Below are 21,488 nucleotides of genomic sequence, written 5' to 3'. Positions count from 1 at the left end.
GATGATCAGCAACTTATTTGGCGGGAAAATGCGTACCGCCCCAGGTTGGTGTCAATGCGTCGCGGGTGTTCTGCGATCAGTTGACCGATCATCAACGCCTTCGCCTATGCGCCAACAAGATCAAACCAGTCATCCTCGGAGATGACTTCAACATCCAGATCCTGCGCCTTCTTCAGCTTTGATCTAGCCCCGGGACCAGCCACCACAAGATCGGTCTTTTTCGAAACCGAGCCCGATACTTTGGCCCCAAATCGCTCCGCCATCGCTTTCGCTTCTTCCCGGGTCATCCGCTCCAGCGAGCCGGTAAAGACGACAGTCTTTCCAGCTACGGGTGATCCTGTGGCATCGATCTTCTCGGCCTCTCTGGGCCTCACCTCTTCCAGCAATGCATCAAGCTGGGCGCGGTTTCTTTGTTCTGCAAAAAACTCGACCAGCGCGTCTGCAACAATATGCCCGATTCCATCTATGTCATTCAGGTCGGCAAAGGCCTCGCCTGAAGTATCATGAGCTGCCTGCATGGCTTCATAAAACGCCTGCCACGATCCGTAGGCTCTGGCCAGCAATTTGCCGTTCCCCTCGCCTACGTGTCGAATACCAAGTGCGAAGATGAAGCGATGCAGGTCAATATCGCGGCGCGCATTGATCGCTTCGAAAAGGTTCTTGGCCGACAGGGCACCCCAACCCTCCCTGTTGCGCAATTTGGTCAGCGACCGCTTGTCCCGTTCTTCCAATGTGAAGATATCCGCCGGCGTCATCACCAGGCCGTCCTGGTAAAAGGCATCGACCTGCTTGTCGCCGAAGCCCTCAATGTCGAAGGCATTGCGTGAAACAAAGTGTTTCAGCTTCTCCGTTGCCTGAGCTGGACAAATGAGCCCGCCAGTGCACCGGCGGACCGCATCAACCCGACCTGTCTTTTCATTCTTCTCCCGCACCGCATGACTGCCACAGGAAGGGCAGACGGTTGGGAATTCAAAGGCAACTGCGTCAGCCGGGCGCTTGTCGAGGTCGATATCGACGATCTGGGGAATAACGTCACCCGCGCGCTGGATCTTGACCGTGTCTCCGATCCGCAGGTCCTTGCCCTCGCGGATGGGTTCTCCGTCCTGACCTATGCCCTTGATGTAATCTTCGTTGTGCAAGGTCGCATTGGAGACGACAACGCCCCCAACGGTGATGGGTTCCAGTTTGGCAACCGGTGTCAGAGCGCCGGTTCTGCCAACCTGAATTTCGATATCATTCAAAACAGTGAATGCCTGTTCGGCAGGAAACTTGTGTGCGATTGCCCATCTGGGTGACCGGGACACAAACCCGAGCCGTTCCTGCAAATCAAGCCGGTCGACCTTATAAACGACGCCATCGATATCATAGTCGAGCTGCGCGCGGCTTTCTTCAATGCCATGGTAGACACCAAGAAGTTCCTCAACGGTTTCACAGCGCTTCATCAAAGGGTTGATTTGAAAGCCCCAGTCCTTGAGCTGGTCAACCATGCCGAACTGAGTTTCGGCGGGCATCGCACTCATCTCACCCCACGCATACGCAAAGAAACGCAAGGGTCTGGAAGCCGTGATTTCGGACTTCAACTGGCGTAGAGAACCGGCGGCTGCGTTGCGCGGATTGGCAAAGACCTTGCCGCCATTGGCATCCATGCGCTCATTCAGGGCCTGAAAATCCTTGTGCGCCATATAGACTTCGCCCCGAATTTCAACAACTGCGGGCACCTCACCTGCAAGCGTTTGGGGGATATCCTTTATGGTTCGCGCATTGGCCGTGACATTCTCGCCGGTGGTTCCGTCTCCGCGCGTTGCTGCATAAACCAGTTCACCGTTTTCAAAACGCAGCGACAGGGACAGGCCGTCAATCTTCGGTTCGGCCGTCACACCAAGAACACCCTGAAGTGGATCGAATTTCAAAAACCGCCGGACCCGGCCAACGAAGTCACGCACATCATCATCGTTGAAGGCATTGTCCAATGACAGCATCGGTACACGATGCGTAATCTTGCCAAACCCGGATGCGGGTGCTGCCCCCACTTGTGTAGAGGGGCCATCTTCAACAGCCAGAGCGGGAAACCGCTCCTCAATTGCTGAATTCCGTCTGCGCAAGGCATCGTAGTCCGCATCGGAAATAGATGGAGCGTCTTCCTGGTGATATCTGCGGTCATGCTCGGCAATTTCCGATGCAAGCCGCTTCAACTCGACCGCGGCCTGATCCGGTGTCAGCGCGTCAACATCTATCGTGGAGGTCTCAACGGTGTCTGCCATGAGCGTCTCTCTATTCCGCGGCTGTCAGGAGTTTGCGGGCCGCTGCCCTTGCTTCTTCGGTAATGACGCTGCCCGCCAACATACGAGCGATCTCTTCGCTCCGGTGGTCATCATCAATTCGTTGTACGCGGGTCGCCACCCTGTTGGGCTTGGCAGCCTCTTTGGCGATCAGAAAATGTCCTTCGGCGCGCGCAGCAACCTGCGGCGCATGCGTGACCGTTAGTACCTGAACAGTACCGGCAAGTCGCGCCAGGCGGACCCCAATCGCTTCGGCAACGGCCCCCCCGACACCGGTGTCGATCTCGTCAAAAACAAGCGTGGGCGCAGTGCCTTTATCCGCGAGGCACACTTTCAGAGCCAGGAGAAACCTCGACAATTCACCGCCAGAGGCGACTTTCATCAGCGGTCCGGGTTTGGTACCGGGATTGGTCTGCACATGAAATTCCAGCTGGTCGATGCCTGTTTTGCCCCGGGTTTCAGGCTCGCTCTGCATCTCAACGATAAAGCGTGCGCGTTCAAGCTTCAGATCCGGCAACTCCCGTTCAACGGCCTTCTCAAGAGCTGCTGCCGACTTTCGACGTTTTTGCGATAGGAACGCTGCTTTCTTGTCGTAGCTTGATTGGGCTTTAGCGGATGCATCAACAAGGGCTGCCAGCTTGTCTTCACCGGCATCAAGATCGGCAAGATCAGCGACCATCCGGTCGCAAAGAGCCGGTAACTCCTCGACAGTTACCGAGTATTTTCTGGAGGCGGCCCGCAGCGCAAACAATCGCTCTTCCACGCTTTCCAGTTCGCGCGGGTCGAACTCCGTTTCTCGCAACGCGCTTTCAAGACCGCCACGCGTTTCTTCAAGCTGATCCAGTGCTTCTGAAAGCGACCGAACCGGCTGCCCCAGCAGCCTCGGCAACTGGTCCACCTTCCGCTCAAGACGCCTGAGCAGGCTTGCCAGTTCCGGGATAGGTGACGCCGATCCGTTCAGCGTCTCGAACGCTTCATTGAGATCACCGGCGATCTTCTCCACCTGCATCATGTCCGTACGGCGTTCTGCCAATTGCTGCTCTTCGCCTGGCTCCGGCTTCAGCTGCAACAGTTCATCAACGGACGATCGAAGATAGTCTGCCTCTTTGCGCGCAGCCTCGATACGTTGCTCATGTTCGCTTACTGCTCTGGCAGCTGAACGAAAAGCGGAATAGGCCGCAGCAACACCTTCTGCATCAGCCGTCAGACCGCCAAAGAGGTCGATCAGCGAACGGTGGCTATCGGGATCGACAAGCGCCCGGTCATCATGCTGGCCATGTATCTCGACGAGCAAGCTTCCAGCCTGTCTCAAAAGTCCCGCGCTGACCGGCTGATCGTTGACGAAGGCACGGGTTCGCCCATCCGCCGTTTGTATGCGCCTCAGGATCACATCACCGTCGTCATCGACATCATTAGCTCGCAAGAACTCACGCACCGGATGAGCGCCAGCAACATCAAAGACTGCCGTCACCTGACCCTGGTCTTCACCATGACGGACAAGATCCGCATCACCGCGCGCACCGAGCGCAAGTGACAGCGAATCCAGCAAAATAGACTTACCGGCACCGGTCTCGCCTGTGAGGACAGACATTCCGGCCGTAAAATCAAGGTCAAGACGGTCAATGAGAACGATGTCACGGATAGACAGCGTGACCAGCATGAAGGGTTGCTCCTAAAAGTTCGGCGCGGCCCACCATATAGGAGGACCGCGCCGTCTTGCCAGAGCCTTGTTAAGGCATTTCAACGTGATTTACGTGGATGCAGACTAGACCGAGCGGAATGCGCGGCTGATCCAGCTTCCGCTGTCTTCAGACGGCTCATAGCCACCTTTGTTGAGAAGCGAGAACGCATCCTTGTACCACTGCGTATCCGGGTAGTTGTGACCCAGAACAGCGGCGGCCGTTTGTGCCTCGCTGACAACACCCAGCGCATAATAGGCCTCGGTCAGCCGGAACAGCGCTTCTTCAACATGCCGGGTCGTCTGGTACTCCACGACGACTGTCTTAAAGCGGTTGATGGCAGCAATGTAGTTGCGCTTTTTCAGATAATAGCGCCCAACCTGCATTTCCTTGCCGCCGAGCTGGTCTTTCACAATCCGCAGCTTCTTTTCCGCATCCGGAACATATTCTGAATCAGGATAGCGCTGGATCAGTTCGTTAAAGGCTGCGGCGGACTTTCTGGTCACAGCCTGATCGCGCGTGATGTCGGGCATCTGCCGGAAATAGCTCTGACCTGCCAGGTAGAGCATGTAGGCCGAATCCTGATCGCCTGGATAAAGTGTCACGAAACGTTTTGCGGCGGTAACTGTTTCCGTGTACTTGCCGCGCGAATAATTCAGAAACGCCAGGTTCACCAGCGATTTCTTGGAATATTCGGAATAGGGGTAAAGCTTGTCCAGCTCCTCAAATTTTTCTGTTGAGTCGCCAAGCTTTCCTTGAGAGCGAAGTGCAAGGCCTTCGTTGAAGAGAACTTCCGGCGGAGTGTCGTTCAGAGCAAGCTCGTCAAGGTCGTCCTTGCCACCGCAAGCGACCAAAGCAACCGGCAAGGCCAGTATGCTCATTCTGAGAAAGAATTGCATTCGCTTGGTCCCGTTCCAAGCGAAACCAGTATCCATTCCGTTCACACCCATACTCCCGGGCTCATTCGCCCATCCGGCCATCAGCTTTCCGGCCATCAGCTTTCCGGCCATATTCCTGCGTCGACAGCAGTGTTTAGCGGAAATCACCTGTCCCCGTCACGCCTTCATCGGCCATCTGACGGTTTTTTTGAGCTTTTTTATGGCAAGGTGCCTTATTTGATCAGTTTTTCCGCCAAATAAAAAGGACCGCTTCGATGAAGCGGCCCGTAACTTGATATCATTCCTGTCAGGATACGTCCGGGCCGAAAGCAACTGCTGCGGCCAATCCGCCATTGTCAACCTGACCCACCTGCCTGAAGGCCGGTGACTCCACAATTTCGAAAGAGCCCGGATCCTCGAACAACTTGACCAGAATGGCGTGGTTCATCTTGTGGCCGCCCTTATAGGAGCGGTAGAGACCGAGAATCGGCAAGCCCGCAAGAGCAAGGTCACCAACCGCATCCAGCGCCTTGTGACGGGCGAACTCGTCGGGCCAGCGTGTACCTTCCGGGTTCAGAACCTTGTCTTCGGCGATTGCAACGGAGTTTTCCAGTGAAGAGCCAAGCGCAAAACCCATTTTCCAGAGCTGCTCGACGTCTTTGACATTGCCGAAAGTACGGGCCCGGGACAGCTCGTCACGGAATACATCCGGGGTCATATCGGAACAAAATTCCTGGCGCCCGATCAAAGGCGTGTCGAAGTCGATGGTAATGTCGAACTTCGTGCCTTCATAGGGATGCAATTCACACCAGGCACTGCCGGTGTCGACCCGAACGGCCTTCTTGACCTTCAGGTAACGGCGACCGCGATCCAGCCGCTTGACGCCCACCTGTTCGATGGCTTCCACGAAGACAGCACTGCTGCCATCCATGATCGGCATCTCCGGGCCGTCGATTTCAACAATCAAATTGTCGACGCCCATGCCGAAAAGCGCGGCCATGATGTGCTCAACCGTGGAGATCCCGTCTTTGGAGGGATCGCCGAGAACGGTGCATAGGGCAGTTGCGGAGACCTTGTCCCAGAGAGCTGGAACCTCAACGCTGTCATCTTGATCTGTACGGGTGAAAACAATTCCGACGCCGGCTTCGGCCGGTATCAACGTGATCGAGGCGGGCTTGCCAGAATGAACACCGATACCGGTCAACGTCACTTGTTCTGCAAGTGTCGTCTGTCGGTCTACAAAAGCGGTCATAAGCCCCTACCCTTTCAGTGTGTGATCTGGACAGCCGCAAAATCACCCTTTCGGGTCTACGAACTTTTAACGATCACGAGTTGGGGGCAAGATAGTCGCGAACCAGCTATGAACGAAATAAAGCTTTATTACGTTTTGTAACGATCCACAGACCTGCAAATCACTGATCTAAAAGCGAAAATCAATTCCGTTACGGAAACAGCCCGAAGCGTGAGCTCCGGGCTGTTGCGATCAGGGAAGGAGATCGCGTTTCGAATCAGTTGGCTTGACGGCGCAGGAACGCCGGAATTTCCAACTGCTCGTCTTCTGAGGCGGCAACCGGCTTGGGTGCAGCGCGTCCGGTGCCGTCAAGCTGACCTGCGGCCCCTTGTGCTGCAGGCCTTTGCTGCGGCGCACGTGGAGCTGGCTGAGGAGCAGGCTGCATCTGCGGAGCCGGGCGTGTGGCCTGAGGTGCGCTCAGTTCCTGTTCCTGGTCTTCCTCATCTTCCCGGCGGCCAAGACCGCTGGCAAGGCGGCGCAGCAGCCCCATTGGCCGTCTGTCTTCCTCTCCGCTGTCATCGAACTGAGCAGCAGGGGCGGCAGGTTGGGCCGGTGCAGGCTGCGGAGCCGCAGTTTGCTGTGCCGGTGCTTCGGTATTCTGTGCCCGGATTTCACGCTGAGCGATCGGCGGGAAATCTTCAACGCGCGGCATGCGCGGTGCAGGGCTGTGTTCTTCCGCTGCAGGCGGAATGTAAGGCTTGCTGACCGGAGCATCTTCAACAACGCGCGCTGGCGTTTCGTCTTCGATGTCCATCATCGGTGACTTGTGTGCCAGACCCGAAGCGACCGGCTGCACTTTCTTGATCTCGACAGCCGGGTCGCTGGCAACGGAAACCGGTGTCGGCTCAGGGATCGCAAGTTCCTTTTCAAGATTTGCGACCGCTTTTGCAGCGGCATCTTCAGTGATTTGCTTGGCAGCAGCCGGAGCCGCAGCAGGCTTGGATGTTGCGATTTCAGCAATCCGGGCAGGCGCTTCCGACTTCAAAGCCTGTGTTGTTGATGCGGGAAACGGAGCCGCGGCTGCGCCTTCCTCCCGATCAATCCCGGTAGCAACCACAGACACGCGGATGATGCCATCCAGCGTCTCATCGAATGTCGCTCCGAGGATGATGTTTGCGTCCGAGTCGACTTCTTCGCGAATGCGGGTTGCAGCTTCGTCCACCTCGAACAGGGTCAGGTCATTGCCACCCGTGATCGAGATAAGCAGACCCTTGGCACCCTTCATGGATGATTCATCCAGAAGCGGGTTCGCAATCGCAGCCTCGGCAGCCTGTTGTGCACGCTTCTCGCCGCTGGCTTCGCCTGTACCCATCATCGCCTTGCCCATTCCGCGCATCACGGACCGGACGTCAGCAAAATCTAGGTTGATCAAGCCTTCCTTCACCATCAGATCGGTGATGCAGGCAACACCGGAATAAAGGACCTGGTCGGCCATGGCAAAGGCGTCCGCGAAGGTCGTCTGTGCGTTGGCGATCCGGAACAGGTTCTGGTTTGGAATGACGATCAGCGTGTCGACATTGCGCTGCAGCTCATCAATGCCGCTGTCGGCAATGCGCATGCGTCGGGCGCCTTCGAACTGGAACGGCTTGGTAACAACACCGACCGTCAGGATGCCCTGCTCGCGCGCTGCGCGGGCAATAACGGGCGCAGCGCCGGTACCGGTGCCGCCGCCCATACCGGCGGTGATGAACACCATGTGCGATCCAGACAGATGATCGTTGATTTCGTCGATCACTTCCTCGGCTGCTGCTGAGCCGACTTCCGGCTGAGAGCCTGCACCAAGACCTTCCGTAACAGCCACGCCCATCTGGACGAGGCGGTCGGACTGGTTCATGGCCAGCGCCTGGGCATCCGTGTTGGCGCAAACAAAGTCGCACCCCTGGAGACCTGCAGTGATCATGTTATTGACGGCGTTTCCGCCCGCGCCGCCGACGCCGAAGACCGTAATTCGCGGCTTCAGCTCCTGAATGTCGGGCATCTTCAGGTTGATGGTCATATTATCCTCGCGACCCACTGGCGCCCCCGCTACGGGAGAAGCCTCTTCTTCCCTAATTTCCTCTGCCATGCTCGGCAGCTCCGTTTCCTGGTTCTCGTCTTCTTGGCTCATGTCGTCAGAAGCTTTCCCTGATCCACTGACCGACACGGGCCAGATAACCAGATTGCCCGCCCCACCCGGATCGACGGCTCTTGTGCTCGAACTGTTCGATCTGGGCGACTTGCGGATAAATCAAGAGGCCTACCGCGGCAGCAAATGCCGGACCTTTGGCAGCCTCGGGAAGACCGGCGACGCCTAATGGCCGGCCAAGACGGACGTTGCGCCCCAGGATGTGACGCGCAACTTCTCCAAGACCCGTGAGCTGACTTGCGCCCCCTGTCAGAACGATCTGCTTGCCCACCCTTCCGGCAAAACCGGAGGCCGTAAGCCGATCCCTCACGAGTTCAAGGATTTCTTCCACGCGCGGACGAATGACCCTGGTCAAGGCCGAACGCGGAATCTGGTTTGGCAGGTCGCTGTCGCTTTCCAGCGGCGGGACGGTGAGCAAGTCACGATCGTCGGAGCTAGACGCCAGCGGCGAGCCGTAAAGTGTTTTCAAGCGCTCCGCATCCTGAAGACGCGTTGCAAATGCGCGAGCAATGTCTGTTGTCACATGGTTGCCACCAACAGCAATCGCATCCAGATGCACCATGTGACCGTCGACAAAAACCGACAGCGTTGTAGTGCCGCCGCCCATGTCGATGCAGGCAACACCAAGTTCGGCCTCATCGTCGACAATCGTGGACAAGCCGCTGGCAAACGGCGTGGCAACCATGGTTTCCACATGAAGGTGGCCACGATTGATGCATAGCTCGAGATTGCGGACAGGCGGCACTTCTGCCGTGACCACCTGCATGTCCACGCCAAGTTTGTGGCCCATCATACCGCGCGGATCGCGAATTCCACGGCTGCCATCCAACGAATAGGAAATTGGCAAAGCGTGGGTGACCGCACGGCCGTCCGTCACTGAATGGCTTGAACCTGCAGAAAGCACGCGCTGAATGTCGGCCTCGGAAACACTGTCGCCGGCCAGCGGCACACCAGCGCTGTAGATCTCGCTCTGCAACCGGCCGCAACTGATATTCGCGATCAGAGATTCAACGGTGACACCGGCCATGCGCTCTGCGCTGTCGACCGCAAGACGGATTGCCTGTTCGGCAGCATCCATATCGACGACGACACCCGATTTGATGCCGCGCGAACGCTGATAGCCATATCCCAGCACTTCCACCTTGTGGGACCGGCTGGAGAGGATGGCTTTGTCTTCCTGCGGGATCAGTTTGGCAATCAGGCAGCAAACCTTGGTCGAACCAACGTCGAGAACGGACATGACAACAGCGCGCCTGCTGGGCAGGGGCCGCATTTTCGGAAGATAAAGGTTTGATGAGGAACGGCTCATGTGTCCCGCTCCTTCTTCTTCGACCCGCCTTCGCCACCGGTCATGATGTTGCGCTCTTCGGCAGCCTCATCCGACAAACGAACGGTGACCCTGTCGCCAAGGCGCATGTCGATGGCCACGATGTCTCGCGACAGCAATCCGTTTTCATCATCCATCTTCACAAGGTCTGCCAGAGCCGCATCAATATTCTGCTCCGGGAGCCGGATTGAGATACCGTTTTCAAGTTGAAGATCCCAACGACGATCACTGATCAGAAATGCAGCCCGCACACGTGGCCGCAGCTCCGGCACATTCTCAAGGGCCTTGTTAATTTCGACAGCCCTGCGTTGCGCACCGTGATTAACGACCAGCAACAGGTTTGCATAACGACCGTCGACATCGTCAGTAATGACGTCGCCTGATTCGTTTACGATCGACACCAGATCTCCGCGTTGCCACAGAGCGTACGGCACCCTCTCTTCGATCTTGATCTGAAGTGTGCTCGGATAAAATTTCATCACCGAGGCGTTCTTCACCCAGGCCATGTCGTTCAAACGCTCGCGGGCACCCGCGGCATCGAAGAGTGCTAGTGATGTACCCTCATGAATTTCGAGCGCTTCGAGGATCTGAAATTCGTTGATTTCACGCTGCCCTGACAGCTTGACCGCTTCGATCCCGAAGCCGGCCGCAGAGAGCAGCGCATCGGACACGATGCGTCCGTGCCCTCCTATGACTATTCCATAACCAATTGTTAAGGTTAAGAAACCCAGGGCAGCCGCAGATCCTGTCCAGCGAGGAATATCGGCGAGAAGTCCCGCGGACCGCCACACCGGTTGGCGATGCAAACGCGAAACACCGCGCCCGCGCGGAGCCAATTCGGCTTCCAGCGGGGTCAACAGGTCCCGGTTATTTTTTCGCCCTAGCGACAGCAACTCGCGTCCTCAACCATCCAACTGACCAGGTCTTTGAAACTCATTCCCTTGTGTGCCGCCATTTCCGGAACAAGAGATGTGGGCGTCATGCCTGGTTGCGTGTTCACTTCAAGGCAGATCAGTTCTCCGCTTCCGTCTTCGCGTTCGTCGAATCGGAAATCGGCCCTGGAAACACCTCGGCATCCCAAAGCCTGATGCGCCTTAACCGCTAGTGTCTCTATGGTTTGGTAAACAATCGGTGAAATTTTTGCAGGAAGAATGTGTTTTGAACCGCCTTCTACATATTTTGCATCGTAATCGTAGAAGCCGTGCCCCATCGGAATGATATCAATGACGCCAAGGGGGGTATCATCCCTCACCGCGCAGGTAAGTTCCCGCCCTTCAATGAACCGCTCGCACATCAGAACATCGGGGTAAGGCCAGTCGGTCCGGCTAAGCTCCTGGGGCGGAAACTCTTGATCTTGCTTGACAATCAGGACTCCGAAGCTGGAGCCCTCATTGATCGGCTTGAGGACGTATGGCGGCTCCATCGGATGCTCGCGCTGGATCTTGTGCCGGTTCACGACAATGTGTTCGGTTATCGGAATTCCGGCGGCTCCCATCACCGCTTTGGCCTTCACTTTGTTCATCGCAAGGCTGGAAGCCATCACACCGGAATGGGTGTAGGGGATGTTAAGAAATTCTAAAATTCCCTGAATGCAACCATCCTCGCCGAACGGTCCGTGAAGCGCATTGAAGGCCACATCAGGCTGCAATTTCTTCAAAACAGCAGAGACGTTCCGATCAACATCGACCCGGGTGACTTTGTAACCCGCCTCTTCCAGGGCATCCGCGCAGTCTTTTCCGCTGGAAAGAGAGACCGGTCGTTCATTGACCCATCCACCCATCAATACGGCGACGTGTTTCTTAGCCATCTACGCGGCCTCCCCTTCTTGTCCAAGGAACGGCTTGATGGCACCTTGCGTGCCAAACTGACCGAGACGTTTGATTTCCCATTCCAGCTTTATGGCGCTGTGTGCCAGCACCTTCGCCCGCACCGTTTCGCCCAGGAGTTCCAGGTCATATCCGGTGGCCGTGCCGGTATTGATCATGAAATTGCAGTGCATTTCTGACATTTGCGCACCACCAATCGTCAGGCCCCGGCAGCCGGCGGCATCAACTTCCTTCCAGGCCGAAGTACCCGGCGGGTTCTTGAAAGTGGATCCACCCGTCTTCTCACGAATTGGCTGGGCTTTTTCCCGATGGGCGACAACTTCAGACATTTCCCCGCGAATGGCGCTTTCGTTCTGTGGAATGCCCTCGAAGACTGCGGAGGTAAAAATCAGGTCTCGGGAAGCTGCCGAATGGCGATAGGCGTACCCCATCTCCGAATTGCTTAACACCACCTTCTTTCCGTCTCGGTCGATTGCAGTCAGTTCCACCATTCGTTCGCGGGTTTCAGTGCCATGGGCACCTGCATTCATCCGAAGCGCGCCGCCGAGCCCGCCAGGAATGCCGGTGTAAAATGCAAATCCGCCCAACCCGGCTGTTGCTGCCGCTTCCGCCAGGCGTTTGTCGGGAACAGCAGCACCAGCACTCAGGCGATTTCCCTCCATCTTTTCAATGGAACCGAACCCCTTGGCACTCAGTCTTACAACCACCCCTTCAAGGCCGCCGTCGCGGATCAGAAGGTTTGAACCAAGACCAACGGGCAGCACAGGAATGTCGCGCGGCAGCTTCGCCAAGAAAGCTGAAAGATCGTCTTCATCTGCAGGTTGGAACATCAGCTGCGCCGGCCCCCCCGTCCGGAACCAGGTCACTGCAGAGAGCGGCTGATTGGTCGTCAGTCTGCCGCGAACACCGTCTTCAAGTTCCGGATAGAGCTGAAGCAGATCGGGAAACGACATTCCTGCCTCCCTCACAATTTTTCAAGCTGCTTGGGCAAGGCATAGGCCCATTGTGTGATGTTTCCGGCGCCAAGGCAGACGACGAAGTCGCCAGGTTCCGCCAGTTCCTTGACGAGACCAGGGATCTCTTCGGGACCATCGATGGCCTGAACCTGTCGATGCCCGCGCGTTTTCATGCCGGACACAAGGTCGGTATGCAGAGCGCCTTCAATCGGCTGCTCACCCGCGGCAAACACCGGTGCGATTATCACACTGTCGGCATCGTTGAAGCAGTTGGAAAAATCGTCGAACAGGCTTTGCAGCCGCGTATATCGATGCGGCTGCATAACGGCGATAACTTTGCCCGCTGTGGATTGACGGGCCGCATGAAGGACCGCCTTGATTTCCACGGGATGATGACCGTAGTCGTCAAAAATCTGGACCCCATCCACGGTCCCCGTGTGGGTGAACCGTCGCTTCACGCCGCCGAAAGAGGATATTCCCTTTTCCAAATCTTCCGGACCGACACCGAGTTGCGCTGCCACAGCAATCGCAGCCGTAGCATTGGATACATTGTGCAGTCCCGGCATTGGCAGAACGAGATCCTTCAGTTGGATCTCCTGATCCGTGCGCCGATCCCTGATGGTGACTGAAAAGATCGACTTGCCGCCATCCATGGACACATCGGTGTATCGGACATCCGCCTGCGGATTGGTGCCATAGGTAACCACGCGGCGGTCTTCAATGGTTCCGATCATGGTCTGGACTTCCGGATGATCGAGACACATCACGGCGAACCCATAGAACGGCACATTCTCGATGAATTGCCGGAACGCCGCGCGCACCCCAGCGAAATCGCCATAGTGATCGAGATGCTCTGGGTCGATGTTTGTGACGATGGCAACATCTGCCGGAAGCTTTACAAACGTACCGTCGCTTTCATCGGCCTCTACAACCATCCAGTCACCAGCTCCCATCCGGGCATTGGTGCCATAGGCATTGATGATCCCGCCATTGATCACTGTCGGATCCAACCGGCCCGCGTCCAGCAAGGCCGCTACCATGGACGTGGTGGTTGTCTTGCCATGGGTTCCACCGACCGCAATCGCCTGCTTGAAGCGCATCAGTTCTGCCAGCATTTCAGCGCGACGCACGACAGGAATAAGCTTCTCACGAGCTGCGACCAGTTCCGGATTGTCCTTCTTGATCGCCGAAGAGACGACAAGAACTTCAGCTTCCCCGAGATTATCCGCCTCATGCCCGACAGCGACTGGAATGCCGTTCGCGCGCAGCCTCTGAACATTGGCGTTCTCGGCCATGTCGGAGCCCTGCACCTGATAGCCAAGCGTTTTCAACACTTCGGCAATACCGCTCATGCCGATACCGCCGATGCCGACAAAATGGATCGGTCCGATGTCCTGCGGCATTTTCATGGCCGTTCTCCTTTTTTAAGCGCAATGGTCTCGACCAAATCGGCCAATCGCTTCACTGCATCCGGTTTGGCGACGCTGCGCGCTCTTTCAGCAGCTTTCGACAGCATGTCGGGTGCATCCATGAAGCGTTGAATTTCTTTTGCTAGGCGCTCCGGATGAAGGTCCACCTCGCGGATCGGCCAGGCGCCGCCGGCCTTTTCAAGAACCTTGGCGTTGGCCGCCTGGTCCTGGTCAATTGCCCCTGGAAGCGGAACCAGGATGGATGGACGGCCAAGAACGCTAAGTTCACTCACCGACGAAGCGCCGGAACGGCACACAACAATATGCGCTTGGGAGATGCGCTGTGGCATGTCCTGGAAAAAAGAAGCGCACTCAGCGGCAACACCAAGATCTTGATAAGCCTTTTGCACGCGATCCATGTCTTCTGGGCGGCATTGCTGCACAATGCGCAAACGGGATCTTGTTTCAGCTGGCAAGTGTTCGACACTCGGTGGAACCAGATCTGAAAAGAACCTTGCTCCCTGGGAACCACCGAAGACAAGCAGTTTGAATTCACCATCCGAGCGCGGCGCGTCATAAGGTAGATCGGCAGCCTCCAGAACGGCATCGCGCACTGGGTTCCCTGTTTCGACCTGTTTATTCGAAGACGCATCGGGCAAGTCCTCGATCGGAACATTTGTGGCGATCGCAGTCACACCTTTCGCCAGGAGTTTGTTGGCACGGCCCATGACCGCATTGGCTTCATGAAGAATGGATGGCGTTCCGGTCATACGGGCTGCAAACATGGGCGGAAAGGTTGGATAACCTCCAAAACCCGCGACAACGTCAGGCTTCAAGGTCCTGATCACGGAGCGTGCCTGCAACGTGCCCTTCAGGAGACTGAAAGCAGTCTTCGCGAGTGAAATCGGATTGCGGCCTCGGATGGTTTCAGATGCGATGATGTGCACTTTTCTGGCGGGAAAAGCAGACCCGTATTTGTCTGCACGTTCATCGGTTGCCAGTTCCACGGTCCAACCACGCCGGAGCAATTCACTTGCCAGCGCCTGCGCGGGAAATAGATGGCCACCTGTGCCACCTGCCGTCAATAAAACTATTTTACCCATGGAATACCGGTCTGAAACTACATCAACGAAGAAGGCGAAAGTCGGCTAACCGTCACAGCTTCGCTGCGCGAGGGCCGCGGACGCCGCCGGGTTAGCGCCAAAATGGCACCTGCAGTCATGGCAGACGACAGCAGCGACGATCCACCATAGGAAATGAATGGCAAGGTCATGCCCTTGGATGGGATCAGGTGAAGATTGACGGCGAGATTGATGGTTGCCTGTAACCCGAACAAAACCAACAGACCAGCCGTGGCGAGACGGCTGAACGCATCCTGGTCGCGACCCGCATGGCTGAGCCCCCGGATGACGATAAAGGCAAAGACACCAACCAGCAGCAGGCAAACAACAACACCAAATTCCTCGCCGACAACGGCGAAGATAAAATCCGCATGGCTGTCCGGCAGAACCCGTTTGACAGTCCCTTCACCCGGACCCTGACCGAACCAGCCTCCGGACAGGAAGGACTCCATTGCCGTGTCCACCTGGAAGGTGTCACCGGAACTCGGATCAAGAAAACGATCAACGCGATTGGTAACGTGCGGCAGAAAAACGTAGGCCGCAAAGAGACCCACAACGCCGATCAGCCCCAGCGCTATGATGATCACCCACGAAATGCCATTGAGAAAAAACAGGCCTGCCCAAACGAGACCAAGCAGCATGGTCTGACCGAAATCGGGCTGTGCGATCAACAGCGCCGCGCAAATGGCAAACAGGACAAAAGCAAACAAGATGCCCGGGATCTCGCGTCTCCGTCCGCTTTCAGAGAGCAGAAACGCCACCAGGATCACAAAAGCCGGTTTCAGAAATTCCGATGCCTGCAAAGAAACTCCGGCAATATAAATCCACCGGCGCGCGCCCTTGGTTTCAAATCCCATGAATAGCGTGGCGATCAGTAGAAAAACCGAAACCGTGAACACGACAAGCGCTGCCCTGCGGACCATTCTGGGTGTCATCAAGGACGCGGCCAACATGATAACGAGCGCAGGAACAACAAACATCGCCTGGCGTTTAACGAAGTAAAGAGAGTCAACGCCAATTCGTTCCGCCACGGGCGGGCTTGCCGCAAAGGCAAAGACCACTCCTGCCAAAAGCAGCAGCCCGAAAGCAGCAAGCAGATAGTGATCCACCGTCCAGAGCCATTCGGCAAATTTGCTGCGATCTGCGCGCGAGACCATACTAAGCCACCTCCTGAGTGTTACCAGCACCAGGCAAGGCACGCACCGCATCTACAAAAGCAGCGCCCCGCAGTTCAAAATTCGGAAATTGGTCGAAGCTCGCACAGGCTGGAGACAGCAAAATCGCTATCTCGGCTGCGTCGTCTTCAGCCGCTTCGGCAACGGCATCCTTGACCGCTTGAGGCATCGTTCCGCTGACCTTGTAGGGAACGCGACCATCCAGTGTCTTGGCAAAGGCGTCCGCCGCTTCACCGATTAGGAAAGTTTTCGCTATCTTCGGGAAATACTCGTCCAAAGAAGAAATACCGCCTTCTTTGGCACGCCCACCTGCAATCCAGTATATCCGGTCAAAGCTGGCCAGCGCCCGCGCCGCCGCGTCTGCATTTGTTGCCTTGGAATCGTTGATGAAGAGCACCCGTCCCTGTCTTGAAACGACTTCCATGCGATGGTGAAGGCCCGGAAATGTCTTCATAGCTTCAGCGATAAGGTCTGCAGGAAGTTCAAGCGCGCGCAATGCGGCAAACGCAGCAGCAGCATTCTGACCGTTGTGATCACCGCGAAGACTGTCGATGCCTCCAAGCGTTGCAACTTCGCTCTGCGTTCCTTCGTGAGCTTCGAAGAGGCGACCGTGACGCGCATATATACCATTGGTGAGTTCACGCTCTCCTGCGATCCGACAAACCGGTTTGCGCGCAAGTTCCAGGCGATCAGCAATCGTTGAGGACAGCCGGTCATCCACGCCGACAATGGCAACTTTCGAACCAGCCACCAACCGTTCCTTGATCGCGGCATAGTTCTCCATGGAACCATGCCTGTCGAGGTGGTCAGGCGACAGGTTCATGTGGATGCCGACAGTCGCATCGAGCGAAGGTGCCAAATCGATCTGGTAGGAAGAACACTCCACAACATAGTGGCGGCCTGGCTGCGGTGTCTCCAGGTCCAGAACCGGCGTGCCGATATTTCCGCCGACCTGAACATCCAGGCCGAGCTCTTTCAGGAGATGCGCAACAAGTGCAGTTGTCGTCGACTTCCCGTTTGTACCGGTGATGGCAATGAGCGGAGCTTCTGGACAAAGCCTACGCTTCTCGCGACAGAAGAGCTCCACATCGCCGATGATTTCGACACCTGCATCTCTGGCCAGTTCAACTGACCAGTGCGGCAGAGGGTGCGTCAGCGGGACCCCTGGCGCAAGCACCAGCGCGCTGACATCCGACCAGTCGATCTGCCTCAGGTTTCTTGTTTGCAAACCTTCGCCTGCAGCCTGTTGAACCCTGCCTTCACTGTCGTCGAAACACACCACATCCGCGCCGCCCGCCTTAAGAGCACGCGCAGTTGCAAGTCCGGATCCGCCCAATCCGAACAGGGCAACCTTCTCATTTGCGAAAGTGGTGACTGGGATCATGTGGCCTACCTCAGCTTCAGCGTGGCAAGGCCGACCAGAGCAAGCACAACGGCAATGATCCAGAAGCGGATCACAACCTGGCTTTCCGTCCAGCCCATGATCTCAAAATGATGATGGATCGGGGCCATTCGGAAAACCCGCTTGCCCGTCAATTTGAACGAAATGACCTGGACAATCACGGAAACGGCCTCAAGCACGAACAAACCGCCAATGATTGCCAGAACGATCTCGTGCTTGGTCGCGACCGCAATAGCTCCAATCATGCCGCCCAGAGCAAGCGATCCCGTATCGCCCATGAAAATCGCCGCCGGAGGCGCATTGAACCACAAGAACCCAAGGCCGGCGCCAATGACAGCGCCACAAATGACCGCGAGCTCACCGGTTCCCGAAACATGATGGATTTGCAGATAGTTTGCAAAAACTGCGTTCCCGGACAGATAAGCGATCAAACCAAAGGAAGCACAGGCGATCATCACCGGCACGATCGCGAGCCCGTCGAGCCCGTCCGTCAGGTTGACCGCATTGCCTGCACCGACCATGACAAAGGCGGCAAAGGGGATGAAAATCAGCCCGAGATTGAGCGTGAAATCTTTCAGGAATGGAAAGGTGATCGCCTCGGAAAACTCCGAGGTGTCGAGCACAGTAACCGCATAGGCAGCAATTCCGGCAATCAAAAATTCAAGACCGAGGCGCGCTTTGCTGCCAAAGCCCTTGTGAGATGACTTCGTCACTTTGAGATAGTCGTCGTAAAAGCCGATACTGCCGAAACCAAGCGTCACGAAGATCACCACCCAGACATAGGGGTTGGAGAGATCCGTCCACAAAAGGGTTGCAACCATTGCCCCGGAGAGGATCATCAGTCCTCCCATCGTCGGCGTACCTTTTTTGGTCAGGAGATGGCTCTCCGGTCCGTCGGACCGGATAGGCTGACCATGGCCCTGGCGAATACGCAGGCTGGCGATGATTTTGGGACCAAACAGAAAGACAAAAAACAGGGCGGTCATAATCGCACCGCCTGTGCGGAACGTGATGTACCGGAACACATTCAGTGCCGATATCTGATCCGCAAATTCCCCCAAGAAATAAAACATCAGCTATCCCTTATGCCGCCGCGATGTCGTCCGCGGGCGGATATTCCTTTTTGAGGGCCTCGACAAGCGGGCCCATTCGGGTACCGAGCGATCCCTTGATCATAACAACATCGCCGGACCTGACCTCGCCCAAAAGAAGGTCTTCCAGATCTTTTGCATTTTCGCTGTAGTGAGCCCGTATTTCCCTCGGCAGATTCTGCCAAAGCGCATGCATGTGCGGTCCAACGCAGTAGACCGCATCTATGCCGGCTTCGCTGATCGGCACGTGCAACTCGCCGTGCAGCCGATCGGCTTCCGCGCCAAGTTCCAGCATGTCACCCAGCACTGCCACACGTCTTCCAGGTCGCGTGACCGGCGCCTCGCCCAGCACGGCAAGCGCAGCACGCATAGAAGCCGGGTTGGCGTTATAGCTTTCGTCAATAAGGTTCAGTTCACCATCCGGCATCGGCAGTCGGCTCACCTCGCCTCGGCCTTTCGGCGCGCGCATGGCATCAAGTGCCAGACCGGCTTTGGCAAGGTCCGCACCAAGATCAACCACCGCGGTCAGCACCGCCAGGCTGTTTTTGACGAAGTGTTTGCCGGGCGCACCGATCTTGTAAGTGATTTCCTGTCCCAGGATGTTTGCATCGACACTTGAGCCGGCCGGATAGCTTGCGTGATTTTCGATATGGCTGTCGGCTGACGCAGCCTCACCAAAGGTTTGAACGACCGATACGCCGGCATTGACGGCCAGGAACTTCAACAGATCGTATTGCTGGTTGTCCCTGTTTAAGATCGCGATGCCACCCGGCTCCAAACCACTGAAGATCTCCGCTTTCGCCTGAGCAATCTTTTCAACTGAATCGAAATACTCAAGGTGAACCGGCTGAACCGTGGTTATGATCGCAACATGCGGGCGAACCATCTTGACGAGCGGGATAATCTCACCCGCATGGTTCATTCCGATCTCAAACACGCCAAAGTCGGCATCCGCCGGCATACGTGCAAGCGTCAGGGGTACTCCCCAATGATTGTTAAAAGATGCTGCCGAGGCATGAACCTTGCCGGATTGTTCCAGCGTCAGGCGAAGCGCTTCCTTTGTTCCGGTCTTGCCAACAGACCCCGTCACCGCAACAATTCTGGCCTTTGACCGCGCGCGCGCAGCAATACCCAACTTGCGCATCGCTTCAAGCGTATCACTGACGACCACATAGCGGCCGTTTTCCGGCAATTCTGAAAGCTTGTCTTCTGAAACGAGCGCCAAGGATGCGCCGGCTTCAAGCGCTGCGGCAACATAGTCGTGACCGTCCAGGCGATCACCTTTGATCGCTATGAAAGCATCCCCCGGCTCAAGAGACCGGCTGTCGATGGATATTCCGGTGATGTCAGCACCAACATCACCTCTGGTGCTGCCTGCTGCAGCCTCAGCAAAGGCATCCATAGTCCAAAGCGGCTCGCTCATGAGTTTCCTTCATTGCTGATGGCGCGTTGCACAGCTTCGTGGTCGGAAAAGGGAATCACTGTGTCGCCAACAATCTGGCCCGTTTCGTGTCCTTTTCCCGCAACACACAAGATATCGCCGGCTTCGAGGCGGCGCACACCTTCGGAGATCGCCTTATCCCGATCCCCAATCTCAATCGCTCCTTGTGCACCCGCAAGAACGGCCTTGCGGATTTCGGCCGGATCTTCAGACCGCGGATTATCGTCGGTGACAATGACCAGATCCGCTTGTCGGGAAGCCGCAGCCCCCATCAATTCACGCTTGCCGGGATCCCGATCGCCTCCAGCGCCAATCACGACATACAATTTTCCACGTGCGAATGGCTTCAGCGCCGCCAAAGCATTGTCCAGCGCATCCGGCTTGTGGGCGTAGTCGACAAATACAAGGCCACCTGAACCTGTCTTGCCGGCGAGTTCCAATCGTCCAGGAGCCCCCTTCAGGTTCTCAAGAGACCGAAGCGCCGTACCTGTATCGATACCGGCCGAAATGGCCAATCCCGCCGCGATCAACGCGTTGGAAACCTGAAACCGGCCAATCAGAGGCAGCGTAACCCTGTATTCACCGCGTACGGTCTGGAGGGTCAGCTCCTGCCCCGCGCCTTGCGGCCTCAGGCCGGTAAGAGTGAGATCCTTGCCGGTCTCTCCAACCGTGAAGAGGGCAAGACCACGTTCACGAGCAACATCTGCGACCCTGTCGGCATACTTTTCACCCGGATCCAGAACCACCGTTCCACCGTTTGGCAGGAGTTCAGAGAACAGGCGGAGCTTGGCTTGAAGATAGTCCTCAAGAGTGGAGTGATAGTCCATATGATCGCGGCCAAGATTGGTGAAGCCAGCCGCTGTCAGCCGCACTCCGTCCAGCCTGTATTGGTCCAGTCCATGGGAAGAGGCCTCCAGGGCCGCATGGTCAATCCCTTCAACATGAAGCTCTGCAAGATCCTTCTGCAAAGCCACCGGGTCAGGCGTCGTCAGTCCGCCATAACTCTCGCCATCAGGCTTGATTGTTCCAAGAGTTCCGAGGCTTGCGGCCGGATGGCCTGCCGATTGAAAGATTTGCCGGACGAATTGCGCAACGGATGTTTTACCTGCAGTTCCGGTGACGGCGACAATCGTGTCCGGCTGCGCACCGTAGAACCTAGCCGCCATGCGTGCCAGAACCTGGCGCGGCTCGTCCGCACCGAGGACAATCGCGTCGGGCGAACAGCTGTTTCTGACCCTCTCGACCGCATCCAATGCGCACAAGATGACAAGAGCCCCGGAAGCGACCGCATCCGGGGCAAACTTTGTGCCGTCGACTGTGGCGCCGTTCAGAGCCGCGAAAAGAAAGCCGGGACCGACGTCTCGACTGTCCGCCGTCAACCCAGAAATCTGCAGGTTCTTCGCCTCGCCCGGCACATCAAGGCCGGCGGCTAGATATTCAAGATCCATCTCACCCGATCATCATCTGTGCGTCGTCATTTCGAGAACC

At 56.7% G+C, this 21,488-nt stretch carries 16 protein-coding genes; all 16 read right to left on the bottom strand.

Annotated elements, in window-relative coordinates; all coding sequences use genetic code 11:
* Positions 1-104: 104 nt before the first annotated feature.
* The 16 genes from ligA to FIV00_RS10865 all read right to left on the bottom strand — a co-directional run bounded on the left by ligA (position 105) and on the right by FIV00_RS10865 (position 21,448).
* Complete coding sequence (gene ligA, locus FIV00_RS10940) at positions 105-2,261, bottom strand: NAD-dependent DNA ligase LigA (RefSeq protein ID WP_152500775.1); 2,157 nt, start codon at positions 2,259-2,261, stop codon at positions 105-107.
* 10 nt (positions 2,262-2,271) lie between these two features.
* The gene (gene recN / locus FIV00_RS10935; protein WP_152500774.1) at positions 2,272-3,939 is read right to left on the bottom strand and encodes a DNA repair protein RecN; all 1,668 of its coding nucleotides are present in this window, start codon (positions 3,937-3,939) and stop codon (positions 2,272-2,274) included.
* Positions 3,940-4,044: 105 nt separating this feature from the next.
* The gene (locus tag FIV00_RS10930) at positions 4,045-4,857 is read right to left on the bottom strand and encodes an outer membrane protein assembly factor BamD (RefSeq protein ID WP_152504215.1); all 813 of its coding nucleotides are present in this window, start codon (positions 4,855-4,857) and stop codon (positions 4,045-4,047) included.
* 286 nt (positions 4,858-5,143) lie between these two features.
* Positions 5,144-6,088: a UDP-3-O-acyl-N-acetylglucosamine deacetylase gene (gene lpxC, locus FIV00_RS10925; protein ID WP_152500773.1), complete on the bottom strand. Its 945-nt coding sequence runs from the start codon at positions 6,086-6,088 to the stop codon at positions 5,144-5,146.
* 256 nt (positions 6,089-6,344) lie between these two features.
* Positions 6,345-8,123, bottom strand: coding sequence for a cell division protein FtsZ (gene ftsZ / locus FIV00_RS10920; RefSeq protein ID WP_152504214.1), 1,779 nt, complete (start codon positions 8,121-8,123; stop codon positions 6,345-6,347).
* Positions 8,124-8,238: 115 nt separating this feature from the next.
* Positions 8,239-9,561, bottom strand: coding sequence for a cell division protein FtsA (gene ftsA / locus FIV00_RS10915; protein WP_152500772.1), 1,323 nt, complete (start codon positions 9,559-9,561; stop codon positions 8,239-8,241).
* The gene (locus FIV00_RS10910) at positions 9,558-10,250 is read right to left on the bottom strand and encodes a cell division protein FtsQ/DivIB (protein WP_152500771.1); all 693 of its coding nucleotides are present in this window, start codon (positions 10,248-10,250) and stop codon (positions 9,558-9,560) included. The genes ftsA and FIV00_RS10910 overlap by 4 nt, the downstream gene beginning before the upstream one ends.
* Positions 10,251-10,459: 209 nt before the next feature.
* Positions 10,460-11,386, bottom strand: coding sequence for a D-alanine--D-alanine ligase (locus FIV00_RS10905; protein ID WP_152500770.1), 927 nt, complete (start codon positions 11,384-11,386; stop codon positions 10,460-10,462).
* On the bottom strand, positions 11,387-12,358 hold the full coding sequence (gene murB, locus FIV00_RS10900) for a UDP-N-acetylmuramate dehydrogenase (protein ID WP_152500769.1): 972 nt from the start codon (positions 12,356-12,358) through the stop codon (positions 11,387-11,389).
* An 11-nt stretch (positions 12,359-12,369) separates the two neighbouring features.
* On the bottom strand, positions 12,370-13,770 hold the full coding sequence (gene murC, locus FIV00_RS10895; RefSeq protein WP_152500768.1) for a UDP-N-acetylmuramate--L-alanine ligase: 1,401 nt from the start codon (positions 13,768-13,770) through the stop codon (positions 12,370-12,372).
* Entirely contained in the window at positions 13,767-14,873 is a 1,107-nt protein-coding gene (gene murG / locus FIV00_RS10890) for an undecaprenyldiphospho-muramoylpentapeptide beta-N-acetylglucosaminyltransferase (RefSeq protein ID WP_152500767.1), read from the bottom strand. The genes murC and murG overlap by 4 nt, the downstream gene beginning before the upstream one ends.
* A 17-nt stretch (positions 14,874-14,890) precedes the next feature.
* Complete coding sequence (locus FIV00_RS10885) at positions 14,891-16,048, bottom strand: FtsW/RodA/SpoVE family cell cycle protein (protein ID WP_152500766.1); 1,158 nt, start codon at positions 16,046-16,048, stop codon at positions 14,891-14,893.
* A 1-nt stretch (position 16,049) separates the two neighbouring features.
* Complete coding sequence (gene murD, locus FIV00_RS10880) at positions 16,050-17,450, bottom strand: UDP-N-acetylmuramoyl-L-alanine--D-glutamate ligase (protein WP_152500765.1); 1,401 nt, start codon at positions 17,448-17,450, stop codon at positions 16,050-16,052.
* Between the two features lie 5 nt (positions 17,451-17,455).
* A complete protein-coding gene (gene mraY, locus FIV00_RS10875) occupies positions 17,456-18,541 on the bottom strand; it encodes a phospho-N-acetylmuramoyl-pentapeptide-transferase (RefSeq protein WP_152500764.1) in 1,086 nt (361 codons plus the stop codon).
* A 10-nt stretch (positions 18,542-18,551) separates the two neighbouring features.
* A complete protein-coding gene (locus FIV00_RS10870; RefSeq protein WP_152500763.1) occupies positions 18,552-19,982 on the bottom strand; it encodes a UDP-N-acetylmuramoylalanyl-D-glutamyl-2,6-diaminopimelate--D-alanyl-D-alanine ligase in 1,431 nt (476 codons plus the stop codon).
* Positions 19,979-21,448: a UDP-N-acetylmuramoyl-L-alanyl-D-glutamate--2,6-diaminopimelate ligase gene (locus FIV00_RS10865; protein WP_152500762.1), complete on the bottom strand. Its 1,470-nt coding sequence runs from the start codon at positions 21,446-21,448 to the stop codon at positions 19,979-19,981. Before FIV00_RS10865 ends, FIV00_RS10870 begins: the two co-directional genes overlap by 4 nt.
* Positions 21,449-21,488 lie beyond the last annotated feature (40 nt).

This window comes from Labrenzia sp. THAF82 (assembly GCF_009363435.1).
Lineage (GTDB): Bacteria > Pseudomonadota > Alphaproteobacteria > Rhizobiales > Stappiaceae > Roseibium > Roseibium porphyridii.
This window is presented reverse-complemented; position numbering and strand designations above follow the sequence as displayed.

Bases quoted from the DNA above. Each gene is read 5' to 3' on its own strand.
- ftsZ (WP_152504214.1), bottom strand. From the start codon at position 8,123: ATGACCATCAACCTGAAGATGCCCGACATTCAGGAGCTGAAGCCGCGA.
- FIV00_RS10870 (WP_152500763.1), bottom strand. From the start codon at position 19,982: ATGAGCGAGCCGCTTTGGACTATGGATGCCTTTGCTGAGGCTGCAGCA.
- mraY (WP_152500764.1), bottom strand. From the start codon at position 18,541: ATGTTTTATTTCTTGGGGGAATTTGCGGATCAGATATCGGCACTGAAT.
- FIV00_RS10905 (WP_152500770.1), bottom strand. From the start codon at position 11,386: ATGGCTAAGAAACACGTCGCCGTATTGATGGGTGGATGGGTCAATGAA.
- FIV00_RS10930 (WP_152504215.1), bottom strand. From the start codon at position 4,857: ATGCAATTCTTTCTCAGAATGAGCATACTGGCCTTGCCGGTTGCTTTG.
- murB (WP_152500769.1), bottom strand. From the start codon at position 12,358: ATGTCGTTTCCCGATCTGCTTCAGCTCTATCCGGAACTTGAAGACGGT.
- recN (WP_152500774.1), bottom strand. From the start codon at position 3,939: ATGCTGGTCACGCTGTCTATCCGTGACATCGTTCTCATTGACCGTCTT.
- FIV00_RS10885 (WP_152500766.1), bottom strand. From the start codon at position 16,048: ATGGTCTCGCGCGCAGATCGCAGCAAATTTGCCGAATGGCTCTGGACG.
- lpxC (WP_152500773.1), bottom strand. From the start codon at position 6,088: ATGACCGCTTTTGTAGACCGACAGACGACACTTGCAGAACAAGTGACG.
- murG (WP_152500767.1), bottom strand. From the start codon at position 14,873: ATGGGTAAAATAGTTTTATTGACGGCAGGTGGCACAGGTGGCCATCTA.
- FIV00_RS10865 (WP_152500762.1), bottom strand. From the start codon at position 21,448: ATGGATCTTGAATATCTAGCCGCCGGCCTTGATGTGCCGGGCGAGGCG.
- murD (WP_152500765.1), bottom strand. From the start codon at position 17,450: ATGATCCCAGTCACCACTTTCGCAAATGAGAAGGTTGCCCTGTTCGGA.
- ligA (WP_152500775.1), bottom strand. From the start codon at position 2,261: ATGGCAGACACCGTTGAGACCTCCACGATAGATGTTGACGCGCTGACA.
- ftsA (WP_152500772.1), bottom strand. From the start codon at position 9,561: ATGAGCCGTTCCTCATCAAACCTTTATCTTCCGAAAATGCGGCCCCTG.
- murC (WP_152500768.1), bottom strand. From the start codon at position 13,770: ATGAAAATGCCGCAGGACATCGGACCGATCCATTTTGTCGGCATCGGC.